Source organism: Thalassobius vesicularis, from assembly GCF_004799325.1.
GTDB classification, from domain to species: Bacteria; Pseudomonadota; Alphaproteobacteria; order Rhodobacterales; family Rhodobacteraceae; genus Thalassobius; species Thalassobius vesicularis.
The window spans coordinates 147,218-164,721 of the sequence record NZ_SSMD01000007.1 but is presented as its reverse complement, the minus strand read 5'-3'; the positions used below and the strand labels follow the sequence as shown (position 1 = coordinate 164,721).

Annotated in this window: 16 protein-coding genes; 4 read left to right on the top strand and 12 right to left on the bottom strand. The window is 64.2% G+C overall.

Annotated elements, in window-relative coordinates; translation table 11 throughout:
- Positions 1 to 64 precede the first annotated feature (64 nt).
- Both E7681_RS14790 and E7681_RS14785 read left to right on the top strand, forming a co-directional pair.
- On the top strand, positions 65 to 925 hold the full coding sequence (locus E7681_RS14790; RefSeq protein ID WP_425471393.1) for a DMT family transporter: 861 nt from the start codon (positions 65 to 67) through the stop codon (positions 923 to 925).
- Positions 926 to 928: 3 nt separating this feature from the next.
- The gene (locus E7681_RS14785; RefSeq protein ID WP_136340085.1) at positions 929 to 1,813 is read left to right on the top strand and encodes a lysophospholipid acyltransferase family protein; all 885 of its coding nucleotides are present in this window, start codon (positions 929 to 931) and stop codon (positions 1,811 to 1,813) included.
- Here E7681_RS14785 and E7681_RS14780 read toward each other — a convergent pair.
- The gene (locus tag E7681_RS14780; RefSeq protein ID WP_246032499.1) at positions 1,810 to 2,520 is read right to left on the bottom strand and encodes a DUF1223 domain-containing protein; all 711 of its coding nucleotides are present in this window, start codon (positions 2,518 to 2,520) and stop codon (positions 1,810 to 1,812) included. The two genes, E7681_RS14785 and E7681_RS14780, sit on opposite strands and share 4 nt — an antisense overlap.
- Positions 2,521 to 2,652: 132 nt before the next feature.
- The gene (locus E7681_RS14775) at positions 2,653 to 5,442 is read right to left on the bottom strand and encodes a bifunctional aconitate hydratase 2/2-methylisocitrate dehydratase (protein WP_136340084.1); all 2,790 of its coding nucleotides are present in this window, start codon (positions 5,440 to 5,442) and stop codon (positions 2,653 to 2,655) included.
- A gap of 279 nt (positions 5,443 to 5,721) precedes the next feature.
- Here E7681_RS14775 and acnA point away from each other — a divergent pair, with 279 nt between their 5' ends.
- A complete protein-coding gene (gene acnA / locus E7681_RS14770) occupies positions 5,722 to 8,409 on the top strand; it encodes an aconitate hydratase AcnA (RefSeq protein ID WP_136340083.1) in 2,688 nt (895 codons plus the stop codon).
- Between the two features lie 8 nt (positions 8,410 to 8,417).
- On the opposite strand, the gene E7681_RS14765 is transcribed toward acnA, so the two are convergent.
- Entirely contained in the window at positions 8,418 to 9,215 is a 798-nt protein-coding gene (locus tag E7681_RS14765; protein WP_136340082.1) for a heme-dependent oxidative N-demethylase family protein, read from the bottom strand.
- Between the two features lie 144 nt (positions 9,216 to 9,359).
- Here E7681_RS14765 and E7681_RS14760 point away from each other — a divergent pair, with 144 nt between their 5' ends.
- Positions 9,360 to 10,805: a TrkH family potassium uptake protein gene (locus E7681_RS14760; RefSeq protein ID WP_136340081.1), complete on the top strand. Its 1,446-nt coding sequence runs from the start codon at positions 9,360 to 9,362 to the stop codon at positions 10,803 to 10,805.
- 9 nt (positions 10,806 to 10,814) lie between these two features.
- On the opposite strand, the gene E7681_RS14755 is transcribed toward E7681_RS14760, so the two are convergent.
- The 9 genes from E7681_RS14755 to secD form a co-directional block, all read right to left on the bottom strand.
- Positions 10,815 to 11,366: a DsbE family thiol:disulfide interchange protein gene (locus tag E7681_RS14755; protein WP_136340080.1), complete on the bottom strand. Its 552-nt coding sequence runs from the start codon at positions 11,364 to 11,366 to the stop codon at positions 10,815 to 10,817.
- Positions 11,359 to 11,514 (bottom strand): heme exporter protein CcmD, encoded by a 156-nt coding sequence (locus E7681_RS14750; protein ID WP_342777063.1) that lies wholly within the window; start codon positions 11,512 to 11,514, stop codon positions 11,359 to 11,361. The genes E7681_RS14755 and E7681_RS14750 overlap by 8 nt, the downstream gene beginning before the upstream one ends.
- The gene (locus tag E7681_RS14745; protein WP_136340078.1) at positions 11,514 to 12,248 is read right to left on the bottom strand and encodes a heme ABC transporter permease; all 735 of its coding nucleotides are present in this window, start codon (positions 12,246 to 12,248) and stop codon (positions 11,514 to 11,516) included. The genes E7681_RS14750 and E7681_RS14745 overlap by 1 nt, the downstream gene beginning before the upstream one ends.
- A 45-nt stretch (positions 12,249 to 12,293) precedes the next feature.
- Entirely contained in the window at positions 12,294 to 12,950 is a 657-nt protein-coding gene (gene ccmB, locus E7681_RS14740) for a heme exporter protein CcmB (RefSeq protein ID WP_136340077.1), read from the bottom strand.
- Entirely contained in the window at positions 12,947 to 13,564 is a 618-nt protein-coding gene (ccmA, locus tag E7681_RS14735) for a heme ABC exporter ATP-binding protein CcmA (protein ID WP_136340076.1), read from the bottom strand. The genes ccmB and ccmA overlap by 4 nt, the downstream gene beginning before the upstream one ends.
- 156 nt (positions 13,565 to 13,720) lie before the next feature.
- A complete protein-coding gene (locus tag E7681_RS14730) occupies positions 13,721 to 14,074 on the bottom strand; it encodes an Mth938-like domain-containing protein (protein ID WP_136340075.1) in 354 nt (117 codons plus the stop codon).
- Between the two features lie 19 nt (positions 14,075 to 14,093).
- Entirely contained in the window at positions 14,094 to 14,846 is a 753-nt protein-coding gene (locus E7681_RS14725; protein ID WP_136340074.1) for a sulfite exporter TauE/SafE family protein, read from the bottom strand.
- Positions 14,839 to 15,807, bottom strand: coding sequence for a protein translocase subunit SecF (gene secF / locus E7681_RS14720; protein ID WP_136340073.1), 969 nt, complete (start codon positions 15,805 to 15,807; stop codon positions 14,839 to 14,841). The genes E7681_RS14725 and secF overlap by 8 nt, the downstream gene beginning before the upstream one ends.
- A 1-nt stretch (position 15,808) precedes the next feature.
- Complete coding sequence (secD, locus tag E7681_RS14715) at positions 15,809 to 17,473, bottom strand: protein translocase subunit SecD (RefSeq protein WP_136340072.1); 1,665 nt, start codon at positions 17,471 to 17,473, stop codon at positions 15,809 to 15,811.
- Positions 17,474 to 17,504 lie beyond the last annotated feature (31 nt).

Genomic DNA, 17,504 nt, shown 5'->3' with positions numbered 1-17,504 from the left:
ATCTGGACACTTACTATTATGCCCCATAACGTCCGGACAGCTTGGACCAACCGGGGATGCCGCCGTGCACAGCCTTTCGCCAAAGTCCCGCGCCATCTTGTTGATGATCGGGGCCATCTTCTTTTTCTCGGCGATGGATGCCACGGCCAAAGAACTGACGCGCCATATCGGCACGCTACCCACCGTCTGGTCGCGCTATGCGGGGCAAAGCCTGATGGTGCTGTTGATCGTCTCTCCGCGCCTGAAACAGGTGGCGCGCACGCAGTTTCCGTGGCTGCAACTGGCACGCTCGGTGCTGCTGATGATCGGCACGGTCTGCTTTTTCTCGGGCCTCGCGCATATCGGCCTGGCCGAGGCGACCGCGATCATGGACATCAACCCCGTCCTGATCACGCTGGGCGCGGCCCTGTTTCTGGGCGAACATCTGGGCCCCCGCCGCCTGCTGGGCATCGCCGCCTCGCTGGTGGGTGCGCTGATCGTGATCCGCCCCGGATCGGGCGTGTTCTCAATCTACGCGCTTTACCCGCTGGGGGGCGCGCTGGCCTATTCCGCCTACAGCCTCGTCACTCGCTTCGTCGGCCGGGCCGAGGATCCCTGGACCTCGCTCCTCTACACCGGGTTGTTCGGCGCGGTCATCCTGACCTGCATCGTGCCGTTCTTCTGGGTCACCCCCAGTTGGACGGCGATTGGCCTGATGGCGATCCTTGCCGTGTGCGGAACACTGTCCCAACTACTGCTGATCCGCGCCCTTGGCATGGGCGAGGCCGCGATGCTGGCGCCCTTTGCCTATACCGGCCTGATCTTCGCCGGGGTCTGGGGCATCACCCTGTTCGGCGAATTCCCTGACCTGTGGACAATCGTCGGCGCCCTTGTGATCGCGGTTTCGGGCATTTATGTCTGGCATCGCGAAACCCGAGGAAGCTGACATTTGGCGAAGAAGGCGAAAAAGCACGGCGGCTGGCAGGACTGGCTGTCAGATCGCATCCTGCGCGGCCTGATCGGGCTGGCGCTGGCGCTGCCGTGGGAAACGCGCGTCAACATGATGGGCTGGTTCACCAGCCGCGTGCTGGCCCCTCTGGTGGGCTACCGCAAGCGCGCGATGGCCAATCTGGCCTATATCTACCCCGACATGCCCGAGGGTGAACGCCTGCGCATCGCGACCGCCGTGGCCGACAATGCCGGGCGCACGATGATCGAGAATTACGACACCCAAGCCCTGCTGGAACGCACCAAGGACCAGCAGATCACCGGCGCCGGACTGGAGATCATCGAAGAGGCCCGCCGCAACGGCACCCCCGTGATGATGGTCACCGCCCATTTCGCCAATTTCGAAATCCCGCGCGCCGCACTGGTCAACCGCGGTTTTCAGATCGGCGGCCTTTATCGCCCGCTGGCCAACCCCTATTTCAACGCCCATTACGCCGAGAACATGAAGCGCCTGTCCGGCCCGGTGTTCGAGCAGGGCAACAAGGGCACCATCGGGCTGATCCGGCACATCGCCAAGGGCGGCTTCGGGGTGCTGTTGTTCGACATCTACGCCAGCGGCGGCATTTCCCTGCCGTTCATGGGCAAGGACGCGCCCACCATCACCTCGGCCGCTGAAATCGCGTTGCGCACCAAGGCGTTGCTGGTGCCGTTCTTTGCCACCCGTCACGCGGACGGCATCCATTTCGACGTGGAAATCGAGACCCCGATCAGCGCCTCCACCCCCGAAGAAATGACCCGCGAGATGAACCGACGGCTCGAGGCGCGCATCGCCGCCCACCCCGAACAATGGTTCTGGATTCACCGCCGTTGGAGCAAGTCGCTCTAACGCAGACGCGCCGCCGCCAGCACCTCGCCGGGGCCCTTTTTCTGCAGGATCACGACGATCGGCTCGTTGCCCTCGATGGTGCCTTCAGCCTCCAGCGTGGTGCGCGTGTCCCACTCGCCCAACACGTGCCATTCCGTGACGATGTTGGAATAATCCACCGTGCGGCCCGCGTTCTCGCCCTTGTTGATCATCACCCGCGCCGACGGCATGTAGCGCACCACCTGCACCAGCACCGGCTCGCCCAACGGATAGGCGGCTTCGGCTTCGATCTCCAGCCGGTCGCCCTTGCGCTCGATCTTCAACTCGACCGGGGACGCTTGCGTGCCGTGCTTGTTGATCATGGCGCCCACGTCCTTGGGGTGGTTGCCCACGACATGCTCCATCCCGTCCACGATCATCTGCGGCGTATAGACAGACCGACGCCCCGCCGAAATCGCGTATGCCTTCTGGCGGGCGGTAAAGGCGGGCTGGGCAAAGCTGTCCTTCCAGCCGATGTAATCCCAGTAATCTACATGCAGCGCCAGGGCGATGACATCGTCGCGGTCGGCAAGCGTGGCTAGGAATTCGTCAGCAGGCGGGCACGACGAACACCCCTGCGAAGTGTAAAGCTCAACCACGACCGGATGGTCATCTGCCCAGACGGGTGCGTATGCCGCTGTCCACGCCACCAACACCCATGCCAAAACCTGACGCATCTTTGCTGTCATCCCCAATTTCCGTTGCCTTAGGTCTTAGGACGATCGCACTGAAATAACCAATCAAGGTTTCGTCAGATGCCCCAAGAAAAAGGGCGCCACGGTTTCCCGTGACGCCCCCATTTTCGTCGCAAGACGTCGGTCTTAGAAATGGACCGAGCGCGCGGTGCCCGGGATTTCCTTCGGCGGTGCGAACTTGGTCAGGTCGATGCCTTCGACAGCAGCCTTGTACTCGTCCAGGTTCGGGGTGCGGCCCAGGATGGCCGACAGCACCACGACCGGGGTCGAGGCCAGCAGCGATTCACCCTTCTTCTCGGCCGAATCTTCCACCACGCGGCCCTGGAACAGGCGGGTCGAGGTCGCCAGGACGGTGTCGCCCTTCTCGGCCTTTTCCTGGTTGCCCATGCACAGGTTGCAGCCCGGACGCTCCAGGTACAGGATGTTCTCGTACTCGGTGCGGGCCTTGGCCTTGGGTTTCAGGTCGTCAAACTCGAAGCCCGAGTACTTCTCCAGGATCTCCCAGTCGCCTTCGGCCTTCAGTTCGTCGATGATGTTGTAGGTCGGTGCGGCCACAACCAGCGGCGCCTTGAATTCCACCTTGCCGGCGGTTTTCTCAAGGTTTTTCAGCATTTGCGCGACGATCTTCATGTCGCCTTTGTGCACCATGCACGAGCCCACAAAGCCCAGGTCCACCTTCTTCTCGCCGCCGTAGTAGGACACGGGGCGGATGGTGTCGTGGGTGTAACGCTTGGACACGTCGATGTTGTTGACGTCCGGGTCGGCGATCATCGGCTCGACGATCTGGTCCAGGTCGACGACAACTTCGGCAAAGTACTTTGCGTCCGCATCCGGGGTCAGGGCGGGCTTGGCGCCCGACTTGATGTCCGCGATGCGCTGATCGGCCTTGGCGATCAGACCGGCCAGCAGGCCTGCCTCGTTGTCCATGCCCTTGTCGATCATGATCTGGATGCGCGACTTGGCCAGCTCCAGCGAGCCGATCAGCGTCTCGTCGTTCGAGATACAGATCGACGCCTTGGCCTTCATCTCGGCGGTCCAGTCGGTGAAGGTAAAGGCCTGGTCAGCCAGCAGCGTGCCGATATGCACCTCGATGATGCGGCCCTGGAACACGTTGTCGCCGTGCTGCTTCAGCATCTGCGCCTGGGTGGCGTGCACCACGTCGCGGAAGTCCATCCAGTCGGCCATCTCGCCTTTGAACGTCACCTTGACCGATTGCGGGATCGGCATGGTGGCTTCGCCGGTTGCCAGCGCCAGTGCCACGGTGCCCGAGTCCGCACCAAAGGCAACGCCCTTGGACATACGGGTGTGGCTGTCGCCGCCGATGATGATGTCCCAATCCGACACGGTGATGTCGTTCAGCACCTTGTGGATCACGTCGGTCATCGAGTGATATTCGCCCTTGGGGTCACGCGCGGTGATCAGGCCGAACTTGTTCATGAACGCCATCAGACGCGGGATGTTGGCCTGTGCCTTCTGGTCCCAAACCGACGCGGTGTGGCAGCCCGACTGATAGCCCACGTCGACCGACGGGGAAATCACGGTGGCGGCCATTGCTTCCAGTTCCTGCGCGGTCATCGGGCCAGTGGTGTCCTGCGAGCCGACAACGTTCACGCGCACGCGCACGTCCGAACCGGCGTGCAGCACTTTGCCCGGGGTCACGCCGCGAGCGTTGGCGTTGAAGATCTTCTCGACGGCGGTCAGACCCTGACCTTCGACCGACACCTCTTTCGAGGCCGCGTAGGCCGACTTCAGCTCTTGGCCCAGCGTTTCAGCAGCGAACGTTTGCAGCTTCTTGCCAAAGACCACGGCGTAGGAACCGCCCGCCTTGATGAATTCCACCTTCTGCGGGGTCAGCGACGAGGCGATGTCCACCAGCTCGGTGCCATCGGCGTCATACAGCTTCTTGGTTTTGGTGTTGATGGTCAGCACCTTGCCGGTTTCGACCGAGTAGGCCTGCTCCAGCACCGGATCGCCGTTGGCGTCCAGAACCGGCTTGCCGTCGGCGTCCAGCTTCTTGACCCAGTTCTTCAGGTCGATGCCGATCCCGCCGGTCACGCCCACGGTGGTCAGGAAGATCGGCGAGATGCCGTTGGTGCCAGCCACGATCGGCGCGATGTTCACGAAGGGCACGTAGGGGCTGGCTTGCTTGCCAGTCCACAATGCGACGTTGTTCACGCCCGACATCCGCGACGAGCCAACGCCCATCGTCCCCTTTTCGGCGATCAGCATGACGCGCGCTTCGGGGTGCTTGGCTTGCAGCGCCTGGATCTCGGCCTGCGCTTCGGGGGTGATCATGCACTTGCCGTGCAGTTCACGGTCGGCGCGGCTGTGGGCCTGGTTACCGGGCGACAGCAGGTCGGTCGAGATATCGCCTTCGGCGGCGATGTAGGTGATGACCTTGATCTCTTCGTCGATCTCGGGCAGCGCGGTGAAGAACTCGGCCTTGGCGTAGCTCTCCAGGATGTCCTTGGCGACGGCGTTGCCGGCCTTGTAGGCAGCGGCCAGACGGTCGGTGTCGGCTTCGTACAGGAAGACCTGGGTCTTCAGCACGCCAGCCGCGGTGGCGGCAACGGCCGCGTCATCACCCAGCGCCAGATCCAGCAGCACGTCGACCGAGGGGCCGCCCTTCATGTGCGACAGCAGCTCGAACGCAAATTCGGGGGTGATTTCGGCAACGGTCTCGGTCCCCAGGATGATGTCCTTCAGGAAGGCCGCTTTCACGCCTGCCGCACTCGTGGTGCCGGGCAGCGTGTTGTAGATGAAGAAGTTCAGCGAGTCCGCACGGTGCTCGTTTCCGGCATCCTTGATCTGCGCGATCAGTTCGGCGACCAGCGCGCCATCGTCAATCGGCTTGGGGTGCAGGCCCTGGCCTTTGCGCGTTTCAATCTCGTTTAGGTAGTCGGTGTACAAGCTCATGACGATCCCGAAGGTTAGAGTTGAATAACGCCCGCAAACCCGAGCACTGACAGGTCAGACGACTCGGGGCGGAACAGCTGTATGCAACGGTATACCAGACGCTGCGGCATTGCAAGATTTTCGACCGTTGCTGCCCGGCTTTTATAGCCACGCGATACCGCCCCCGCCACCCGTCAAAACGCCCGTGACCAGCGGCAAACACGCCGATAGCCCTAACATTTTCCGCTAGCCGCCCTAGCTGTGTCTCAGCACGCTGCATCTTCGAAAAGGAGTCCCGAAATGACCGTTCACGTCGGACAAGACACCGCCAAGACCCGCAAGACCCTGACCGCTGCCGGCCAGAGCGTCGCCTACTACTCGATCCCCGCCGCGCAGGCCGCCGGACTGGGCGATTTCACCCGCCTGCCCGCCGCGCTGAAGGTGGTGCTGGAAAACCTGCTGCGCTTCGAGGATGGCGGGTTTTCCGTCTCCCTCGACGACATCCGCGCCTTTGGTGACTGGGCCAGAAACGGCGGCCAGAACCCGCGCGAGATCGCCTATCGCCCCGCCCGCGTGCTGATGCAGGATTTCACCGGCGTCCCCGCCGTGGTCGATCTGGCCGCGATGCGCGACGGCATCAAGGCGCTGGGGGGTGACGCGCAAAAGATCAACCCGCTGACCCCGGTCGATCTGGTCATCGACCACTCGGTCATGATCGACGAGTTCGGCAATCCCCGCGCCTTCCAGATGAACGTCGACCGCGAGTACGAGCGCAACATGGAGCGGTACCAGTTCCTCAAATGGGGTCAGGGTGCGTTCAACAACTTCCGCGTGGTGCCGCCGGGCACCGGCATCTGCCATCAGGTCAACGTGGAATATCTGGCCCAAACCGTCTGGACCGACACGGACCAGACCGGCGAAACCGTCGCCTACCCCGACACGCTGGTCGGCACCGACAGCCACACCACGATGGTCAACGGTCTGGCCGTTCTGGGCTGGGGCGTTGGCGGGATCGAGGCCGAGGCCGCCATGCTGGGCCAGCCGATCTCGATGCTGATCCCCGAGGTCGTGGGCTTCAAACTGACCGGTCAGATGGTCGAGGGCACCACCGCCACCGATCTGGTGCTGAAAGTGGTCGAGATGCTGCGCAAACACGGTGTCGTGGGCAAATTCGTCGAATTCTACGGCGACGGCCTCGATCACCTGCCCCTGCCCGACCGCGCCACCATCGCCAACATGGCCCCCGAATACGGCGCGACTTGCGGGTTCTTCCCGGTCGACGGCGAAACCCTGCGCTACCTGCGTCAGACCGGCCGGGATGAGGCGCGCATCGCGCTGGTCGAGGCTTATGCCAAGGAAAACGGACTGTGGCGCGGGCCGGATTACGCGCCGATCTATTCCTCCACGCTGACGCTGGACATGGGCAGCATCGTCCCCGCCATTTCCGGCCCCAAACGCCCGCAGGATTACCTGCCGCTGACCGAGGCCAAGGCCAGTTTCACGCGGGAAATGACCGAGACCTTCAAACGCCCGCTGGACAAATCCGTCCCGGTCGAGGGGCAGGACTATACCCTGTCGTCCGGCAAGGTGGTGATCGCCTCGATCACGTCGTGCACCAACACCTCGAACCCCTACGTGATGGTCGGGGCCGGTCTGGTCGCCCGAAAGGCCCGCGCACGCGGCCTGACGCAGAAACCTTGGGTGAAAACCTCGCTCGCCCCCGGGTCTCAGGTCGTCACCGACTACCTGCACGCCGCCGGTCTGCAGGATGATCTGGACGCGCTCGGCTTCAACCTTGTGGGCTATGGCTGCACCACCTGCATCGGCAACTCGGGCCCGCTGCAGCCCGAAATCTCCAAGGCGATTGCCGAGGGCGATCTCGTCGCCGCCGCCGTCCTGTCCGGCAACCGCAACTTCGAGGGGCGCATCAGTCCCGACGTACGCGCCAACTACCTCGCCTCGCCGCCGCTGGTCGTGGCCTATGCCATCGCGGGCGAAATGAACATCGACCTGACGACCGAACCGCTGGGGCAGGATCCGGACGGCAAAGACGTCTACCTGCGCGACATCTGGCCCACCAATGCCGAGATCGCCGAGCTGGTCCACGCCACTGTCACGCGCGAGGCGTTCATGGCCAAATATGCCGACGTGTTCAAAGGTGATGCCAAATGGCAGGCGGTCGAGACCTCTGCCGGGGAAACCTACGACTGGCCGCCCACCTCGACCTACATTCAGAACCCGCCCTATTTCCGGGGCATGGGGGCCGAAAAAGGCACCATTCAGGACATCACCGGCGCCAAGGTGCTGCTGATCCTGGGCGACATGGTCACCACGGACCACATCAGCCCCGCCGGCTCGTTCAAACCCTCGACCCCCGCCGGTAAATACCTGACCGAACGCGGCGTGGAGGTGCGCGAGTTCAACTCCTACGGCTCGCGCCGCGGCAACCACGAGGTGATGATGCGCGGCACCTTCGCCAATATCCGCATCCGGAACGAGATGCTGGACGGCGTCGAGGGCGGCTTCACCAAAGGCCCTGACGGCCAGCAAACCACCGTGTTCGACGCCTCGATGGCCTATCAGGCACAGGGCACGCCGCTGGTGATCTTCGGCGGCATCGAATACGGCGCGGGCTCGTCACGCGACTGGGCGGCCAAGGGCACGAACCTGCTGGGCGTCAAGGCAGTGATCGCGGAATCGTTCGAACGCATCCACCGCTCCAACCTGGTCGGCATGGGCGTGATCCCGTTCGAATTCACGGGCGGCGACACCCGCAAGACGCTGGGCCTGACCGGCGATGAAACCGTCACGATCCAAGGTCTGGCCGATGTCCAGCCGCTGCAGATCGTGCCCTGCGACATCACCTATGCGGACGGGCGCACGAAAACCATCCAGCTCAAATGCCGGATCGATACCGCGCCCGAGGTCGAATACCTCGAAAACGGAGGCGTGCTGCATTACGTGCTGCGCAACCTGGCCCGGTCGTAATCGCGGCCTCAATCCGCTAGGCGGATCGGGAATTCCTCAAGCGTTTGCGCCTGATGCGGGCTCAGCGCCGAGGGTTCCACGATCTGCGTGTGGATCGAGAACACTACCGCCCGCGTTTCCGGCAGGCGGATCAGGCATTGCCGCTCCACCCGGATGAACCGCGACCCGCGCGAGCCGTGCACATATTCGCCCTCGGATCGCGGATCGGCCAACGGCGCGTCCGAGCGCGAGGCCGTGCCGCGCATCAGCCCCCGCCCCACCTGCACCCCGTCCAGCAGGCGCTGTACGCGCATAGCCAGTTCGGGGGTGTATTTCTCGATCGGCAGATGGATGCGCAGCATCGGCATCATGAATTTCTGCGGCAGCCGCCAGCCGGACGGAAAGCACAGCACACCCCCCGTCAGCACGCTTTCCTCGGTCTGGCCGGTCGGATCGGGCTGCATCAGGCACAGGTCGCACTGCACCAGCCGCCCCAGCGTCGCCAGCGGGTCCGAGGCATCCAGCGCCACCGTCACCCCATCCGGCCGCGTGACCGAGCCCTCGCCGACCTCATAGCCAAGCGCCGGCAGACGCTCCAGGATCACGCGGTACATCTCGTCCGCAGCCGGGCGCGCACTGTCGTGCAGCGCCATCACCTCTTGCGGCTTGGTGGCGATCAAATGTTCCCGCAGGGCCATCTGCGCGGCAAAGGCGCTGTCCACCTCCAGCCACTCCTCCATCGTGACCGGAACGATGCCGGGCAAGCGGTTGGTTCGGGGGTCGGCCCAGGGGGCAAAGCTCAGCGATGTTTGCAATATCGTGTCCATGACGCGATGCTGCGCGGGATTTCAGCCCGCGTCCATGCCCGAAATGCCGCACTCGGGCCTTGCCCTTGCGTCGCCCCCATTTCACGCTGGACCTTGCGGGGCGGTTTTCGTTAACTCCGCCCTGTTTCGACCGGAAAAGACACGATGCAATACGCCTCTATCGCCAGAATTCTGGCCTATCTGACCATCGCAATGGGCCTGGCCATGCTGCCGTGCCTGGTGATGGACGGTGTGACCGGCGATCAAAGCATGGGCGTTTTCGCCAAGTCCGCCGGGTTTTCGCTGGTTGTGGGCGTGATGGTGGTGATGGCCACCCAGAACCGCCGCGGCGACGACATCGGCATCCGCGAGGCGTTCCTGCTGACCACCGGCACCTGGGTGGTGATTCCGATGGTCGGCGCACTGCCGCTGATGCTGGGCGCCCCGCAATCCAGCTTCATCGACGCCTATTTCGAATCCGTCTCGGGCATGACCACGACCGGCGCCACCATCTACGAAAACATCGAGTCCCTGCCCTCGGGCATCCTGCTGTGGCGCGGTATCCTGCAATGGCTGGGCGGGTTAGGCATCGTCGTCGTGGCGATGATCTTCCTGCCCGTTATGCGGGTCGGCGGGATGCAGTTCTTCCGCTCCGAAGGGTTCGACACTCTGGGCAAAGTGATGCCCCGCGCCCCCGACATCGCCCGCAGCCTGCTGGACGTCTATATCGGCCTGACCGTGCTGTGCGCGATGGCTTACATGCTGCTGGGCATGACCCCATTCGAGGCGACGGTCCACTCCTTCACCACGATCTCAACCGGCGGATTTTCCACCGCCGACGCCAGCTTTGCCGCCTACGAGGGGCCGTTGGAATATGTCGCCTCGTTGTTCATGATGCTGGCGTCGCTGCCCTTCATCCGCTTCGTGCAACTGACGCGCGGACAGGTCAGACCGATGTTCCGCGACGTGCAGATCCGTGCGTTCCTGCGGTGGACGGCCTATGTGATCGGCGCAATTGTCCTGTACCGCTGGTATAACGAGACGACCCCCTTTCTGGATATCCTCCGCGAAAGCGTCTTTAACACGATCACGCTGTTTTCCGGCACCGGCTACGCGTCCGAGGATATCACCACTTGGGGCGGCTTTCCCTTCGCGCTGATCTTCTTTTCCGGACTGGTCGGCGGGTGCACATCGTCCACGGTCTGCTCGATCAAGGTGTTCCGCTGGCTGATCGTGATCGAGGCCATCAAGACCCAGATCCGCCGGATTCAATATCCCAATGCAGTGATGCGCCCGCACCTTGGCAGCCAGACCATCGAGCAGGACGTCATCAACTCGGTCATCGCGTTCTTCGTACTGTTCACGCTGTCCTTCGGGGTGCTGATCGTGGCGCTGGACCTGACCGGCCTGCACCTGAAAACCGCGATCACCGCCGCCTGGACAGCCATCGCCAATATCGGCCCCGCCTTCGGGCCGGGGGTGTCGCCCTCGGGCGCCATGAACAATTTCCCCGAAGCGGCGAAGTGGCTGATGATCTTCGGAATGCTGGTCGGACGGCTGGAAATCCTGGCCGTCTACTTGCTGTTCACCCGCAAGTTCTGGCAGGACTAAGCCAGCCCGTTACTGCCCTTGCGCGGCACGGATCGCCGGCATCAGCGTCTGGTCGATCACCCGCTCGGTCAGCGGCCCGGCGATACGCAGCAGCACCTTGCCATTCGCGTCGATCAGGAACGTCTCGGGCGCGCCATAGACGCCCCAGTCGATCTTGGTCTTCTTGCTCAGATCCTTGCCCAGCGTGGTAAAGGGGTTGCCCTCTTCGGCCAGGTATTTCTCGGGCGCGCCCTCGACGGTTTCGTCGAAATTGACGCCGTGCAGCGGCATCGGCATCTTCAGCAGTTCCGACAGTTTCAGCAGGTTAGGATGCTCGGCCCGGCAGGCCACGCACCACGTCCCCCAGAAGTTGACCAGCTTCAGGCCCGGCTCGCGCACGGTTTCGTCGGTCAGCAGCGGTTCGCCCTCGAACGCGGTCAGCGTCAGCGGCGGCGCCGATTTGGCGATCAGCTGCGACGGCAGATCATTCGGGTTCTCGCGCTTCATGCCCAGCACGAACATCGCCGCCAGCCCCGCGAAAATCAGCGGCGGAGCAATCATCAGCGGGGAAAACTTAGCCATTGCGTCCACTCCGTTTCTCGACATCGTCCAACAAGGCCCGTGCCTTGCGCGACCGCAGGATGCTGATGGCGACCAGCGCCACGATAATCACGATCGACACCGCGTAGGACGACAGCACCTCGATCTCGTATTTTCCCAGTTCCGGCATCATTGTCCCAGTCTCTCCCGTGCCAGCAGCGCCCGTGTACGGCGTGCGCGGATCTCGGTTTGCGTGCGCAGGAACACCAGCGCCACGAACAACAGGATGAACCCGGCGATGCAGACCAGCAGCGGATAGTAATACACGTCATTGACGTGCTCTTCCTTGTCCAGCGACAAGGACGCGCCCTGGTGCAGGCCCTGGTTCCAGAAATTCACCGCATAGCGGCTCAGCAGCGCGAACACCGACCCCACCAGACACAGGATCGAGGTCAGATCGGCCGCCGTGTCGTCGTTTTCAATCGCCGCCCACAGCGCCATGTAGCCCAGATAGAACAGGAACAGGATCAAAAAGCTGGTCAGGCGCGGGTCCCACTCCCACCAGGTGCCCCACATCGGCTGGCCCCAGATCGCGCCCGTCACCAGTGCGATCACCGTCATCGTCGCCCCGATCGGTGCGGCCGCGCGGGCCGCCAGCGCCGACACATGGTGCCGCCGCACGATCCACACCAAGGACGCCACCAGCATCATCATCCATGCGTTGATCGCCATCAGCGCGGCAGGCACGTGCAGGTAGATGATCTTGACGGTCGAGCCCTGCTTGTAATCCTCGGGCGTGAAGAAAAAGCCCCAGATCAGCCCGCTGACCAGCGCGACCACGGCCAGCGCCGACACCCACGGCAACAGCTTGTCCGTGGTGGCGATGAATTTCTTCGGATTGGCATATTCCCAGATCGAGGCCATGTCTTTTCCTATCTCCCCTCGCGCGATGCGCAAGTCACATCCTTGTTAGCGCAGGTTCACCCGCAATACCGCAGCCGAGGCAAAGGGCAACAGCGCGATAGCGCCGCAGCTGATCCCCGCCAGCAACAGCATCGGCGTACTGTAATCCATCTGGTCCGCCCCGCGCCGCGCCACCTCGGCGCCGAAAATCAGCGTGGGCACGTAAAGCGGCAGCACCAGCAGGCTCAGCAGCAGCCCGCCCCGCTTGATCCCTACCGTCAGCGCCGCGCCGAAGGTGCCGATCACGCTCAGCGCCGGGGTGCCCAGCAGCAGCGACAGCACCACTGGCCCGTAGCCCGGCCCCGGCAGGTTCAGCAGCATCCCGAACACGGGCGCAGCCACCACCAGCGGCAGCCCCGTCGTAAGCCAATGCGCCAGCGCCTTGATGCTGACGGCAGCCTCCAGCGGCACCGGCGCGGTCGCCAGCAGATCCAGAGAGCCATCCTCCCAGTCCAGCGCGAAAATCCGGTCCAGCGACAGCAGGCAAGCCAGCAGCGAGCCCAGCCACAAAATCCCCGAGGCGATCTTGGCCAGCAGCGCCGATTGCGGCCCCACGCCGAACGGCACCAGCACCACGACGATCAAAAAGAACGCCAGCCCCAGGCCAAAGCCCCCGCCCGCGCGCACCGCCAGCCGCAAGTCTCGTGTCAGCAGCGCAATCACAGGAATGCTCCGTCGAAATCATCCAATGCAGGGGCCTTCGCCTTGAACGGGCGCACATCCAGCACCCGCGCCTCGTCCAGCCCCAGGTCGATATGCGTCGCCATCAGCGCCAGCCCACCGCCGCGCAGATGGGTGCGCACGGCCCCCGCGAACATCTCCACCGCGGACACGTCCAGCGACACGGTTGGCTCGTCCAGCACCCAGACCGGGCGCCCCGTGACGACCATCCGCGCCAGCCCCAGCCGCCGCTTCTGCCCCGCCGACAGCGACCCGGCCGGGCGATCCTTCAGCCCGTTCAGATCGAACGCCTCCAGCGCCGGCTCGATCGAGCCCGTCGCAAACACATCCGCCCAGAATTGCAGGTTTTCGCGCACGCTCAGCACGGCCTTGATCCCGTCCGAGTGCCCCGCATAAGCCATCGCCTCACGCTCCAGCCCGATCTGTCCAGCCAGCGCAGGCTGCAACCCGGCAACCGTGCGCAGCAACGTGGTCTTGCCACATCCGTTCGGCCCACGCAGCACCAGCGCCTCGCCCGCCATCACGGTGAACGAAACCCCCTCAAGGACCGGCACGCCTCCGCGCGCCACGGCAAGATCAGTCACTGTCAGTTCCATGCCGCCGTCCTACCCGATTGGCCCGGCCCCGCAAAGCCGCAACCGCCCGGTCCTTCTTCTTTTTCCAAATATCCCGGGGGTGTGGGGGCTGGCCCCCACTCCGTCCGCGTTCAGACAGGGCCTACCCCGAAGCTACCGCCCCGACCTTGACCTTGGTCAAACCGGCAGCGCGGCAACCGCAACCCGCCGCCCCTCCGAGGCCAGCACGTTATACGTCCGGCATGCGGCCGGAGAGCTCATGACCTCCAGCCCGACGCCCAGCTCCTCCAGCGCCTTGCGCAGCGCGGCGGGCGGATGCGCGATATCCGCGCCCATCCCCAGAAAGATCACGTCGACCGAACCCGCCAGCGCCTCCAGCGCAGCCGCATCCTGCAACCCGCCCCAGCTGGCCGCGCGCGTCAGCGTCACCAGCACCGGCCCCTCGATCACCTGGCCCGCGACCCGGAAAAACCCCGGCCCGTACCCGTCGATCGGAACCGCATCCTTGTAAGTGATCTCGTGCATCTGCATGGCGTTGTTTTCCGTTTCCTCAGTCCCACAGCGGCAAACCGGCCAGCGCCGACGCCGTGATAATCGCATATCCGGTGGCGCGGTACAGCTTCGCGCGCTCGGGCCGGAACATAGCCGCCCCCGCCAGATTGCCCAGCAGATTCGGCACCGCCAGCAGCAGCCCGATCAGCGCCGCCTCGGGGAAAAAGCGCCCCTGCACGGCCAGAACCCCGATCATCAGCAGGCCAAAGGCGCTCAGGTAGCTCATGATATTGCCGCGGATCGCTTGCGTCGGCAGGTTCGAGGCCATGTACAGCAGGATCACCGGCGGCCCCGCCAGCCCGCTGATTCCCCCCAGAAACCCGCTCAGCACGCCCGTCCCGAACAGCAGCCCCGGCCCCAGCGGCCGCGTCAGCCGGAACCCGGCGGCCATCAGCGCGGGTGCCAGCAGCGCAATGCCCGACACCGCATATCGAAACAGCTCGGGCCGGACCGAGAACAGCACCATCAGCCCGACCGGCAGCGCGATCAGCGCCCCCGCCAGCATCAGGGCGATCTTGCCGGGATGGCCGTCCCGCACCGCCCGAGGCAGGTTGGGCGCGGCGCCGATCAGGTCCATCACCACCAGCACGACCAGCGCCTGCACGGGTGGTAGCACCAGCCCCGCGATGGGCAGAAAAACAAGGGCCGTGCCGAAGCCGGTAAAGCCTCGCACGACCCCTGCGATGAATGTGCCAAAGATCAGCCAGACCAGGCCCTCTTGGGCCAGGACGGCGGAAATGACCTCAGGCATCGATGTTGGCAAACTGGGTGCCCGCACCCGAATCCGGCTTGGACCAGTCGCGTTTCACGCCCAGCATCAGCACGATATTCTTGGCCACATAGACCGACGAATACGTGCCCACGATGATGCCCCAGGTGATGGCAAAGACGAAGCCACGGATCACGTCGCCGCCCAGCACCAGCAGCGCGATCAGCGCGATCAGCGTGGTGCCCGAGGTCATGATCGTCCGGCTCAGCGTTTCGTTCGCCGTCAGGTTCATCAGGTCACGCAGCGGCGTCGTCTTGAACTTGATCAGGTTCTCCCGCAGGCGGTCAAAGATCACCACGGTGTCGTTGATCGAATAGCCGATGATCGTCAGCAGCGCCGCGATGGTCGCCAGATCGAACCGGATCTGCATGACCGAGAAGATCCCGATCGTCACGATCACGTCATGCGCCAGTGCTGCGACCGCGCCCACCGAGAACTGCCATTCGAACCGCAGCCAGATGTAGAACAGGATCGCCGCCAGCGACGCGCCCACCGCCAGAATCGCCGTGATGATCAGCTCTCCGGACACTTTGGGGCCGACCGATTCCACCGACGGGAAGGTGATCGAAGGATCGACGACTTTCAGCGCGTCCTCGATCTTCTGGATGGTTTCTGGCGTGACCGCCTCTTGGTCGTCCTGCGCCTGGATGCGGATCATCGAGACGTGTTTGTCCTCGCCGAACGCGGGGTCGTACACCTCCGAGATGATCACGTCGCCCAGCCCCAGCTGTGCCAGCGCACTGCGGTACGAGCCAACATCAACGGCCGCGCTCGATTCCGTACGGATCGTGGTGCCGCCTTTGAAGTCGATGCCGAAGTTCAGCCCGATCACCAGCCAGCTGACCAGCGACAGCACCACCGCCACGCCCGAGACACCCAGCGTGACCCATTGCAGGCGGAAGAAGTCGAAATTCGGTACTTCCTTGAAGAAACGCAGGCGCATGTCAGACCTCAATCGTTTTCGGACGGCGGCGTTCGAACCAGGTGACGATCAGCAGCCGCGTGACGTAGATCGCCGTAAAGACCGACGTGACGATGCCCAGACCCAGCGTGATCGCAAAGCCGCGCACCGGACCCGAGCCCAGCGTGAACAGGATCACCGCGATGATGAACGTGGTGATGTTGGCGTCGATGATCGCCGACAGCGCCCGGTCATAGCCCAGCTCGATCGCGCGGGCGGGGCCTTTGGCGGTGCGCAATTCCTCGCGGATGCGCTCAAAGATCAGCACGTTGGCGTCCACCGCCGTGCCGATGGTCAGCACGATACCCGCGATACCGGGCAGCGTCAGCGTGCCGCCGATCAGGCTCAGCGCGCCGAAGATCATGATGACGTTCAGCGCCAGCGCGATGTTGGCGAACAGGCCGAACAGGCCATAGCTGGCCAGCATGAACAGCACGACCGCAGCCGCCGCCACGACGCTGGCAATCTTGCCTGCTTCGATGCTGTCGGCGCCCAGTTCCGGGCCGATCGTCCGCTCTTCGAGGAAATCCAGCCCGGCGGGCAAGGCGCCCGCACGCAGCAGAACCGCCAGGTTGGTCGATTCCTCGACCGTGAAATTGCCGGTGATGATGCCCGATCCGCCGCCGATATGGGCCTGGATCACGGGGGCGCTGATCACCTCTCCGTCCAGCACGATGGCGAAGGGGTTGCCGATATTGGCCGCCGTGTAATCGCCGAACTTGCGCGCGCCGGTCGGATCAAAGCGGAAGCTGACCGCCGGCCGCCCGTTCTGATCGAACGAAGGCTGCGCGTCCACCAGGTCCTCGCCGGTGACGACAGCGGCCTGTTCCAGCACGTAGTACAGATCTTTTTCATTGGCGGCGGGCAGCAACTCGTTGCCAGCGCCAGCCGGCATATCGGCATTGTTGGTCCGCGTCACCACGCCCTGGAACGTCAGCTGCGCGGTGGTGCCGATGATATCCTTCAGCTCTTTCGCGCTGCCGATGCCGGGCACCTGGATCAGGATGCGGCTGTCGCCCTGACGCTGAATGGTAGGTTCGCGCGTGCCGACCTCGTCGATACGGCGGCGGATGATCTCCAGCGCCTGCTTGACGGTGCGGTCATCGGTGGCGGCGCGCTCGGCCTCGCTCAGGGTGATGACGATATCCGCGCCATCCACGGTGACTTCGATGTCGCTGGCACCCGCGCCCGACAGGCTGGCCACGGGACGGGCCAGACCGCGCACCAGCTCGGCGGCGCGTTCGGCCATGTCCGGGTTCTGGTTCAGACGGATGCGCAACTCGGCGCCTTGCGTGCGTTGCAGCCGGATGGTGCCGATCGTGTCACGCTCCTCGCGCAGCAGGTCGCGCACTTCGGGCCACATGCCCTGCAGGCGGGTTTCATAGACATCCGCAACCTGCACTTCGGCCAGCAGATGCGCCCCGCCGCGCAGGTCCAGCCCCAGATTGACCAGCCCCGACGGCAGGAACGAGGGCCACAGGGCCACCTGTTCCGCCAGACCGGGGGCCGTGGCCCCCTTCTCGATCGAGGCGACCGCGTCGTTATGCGTCTCCACCCGCGTGTAGAACGCATTCGGAAGCGCCAGCGCGATGCCGAGGGCGCAAAGCGCCCAGATCAGCACACGCTTCCACATCTGAATCTGAAGCATGATCCCTGCCTTTGCTTGGGGCTGCGCGGGG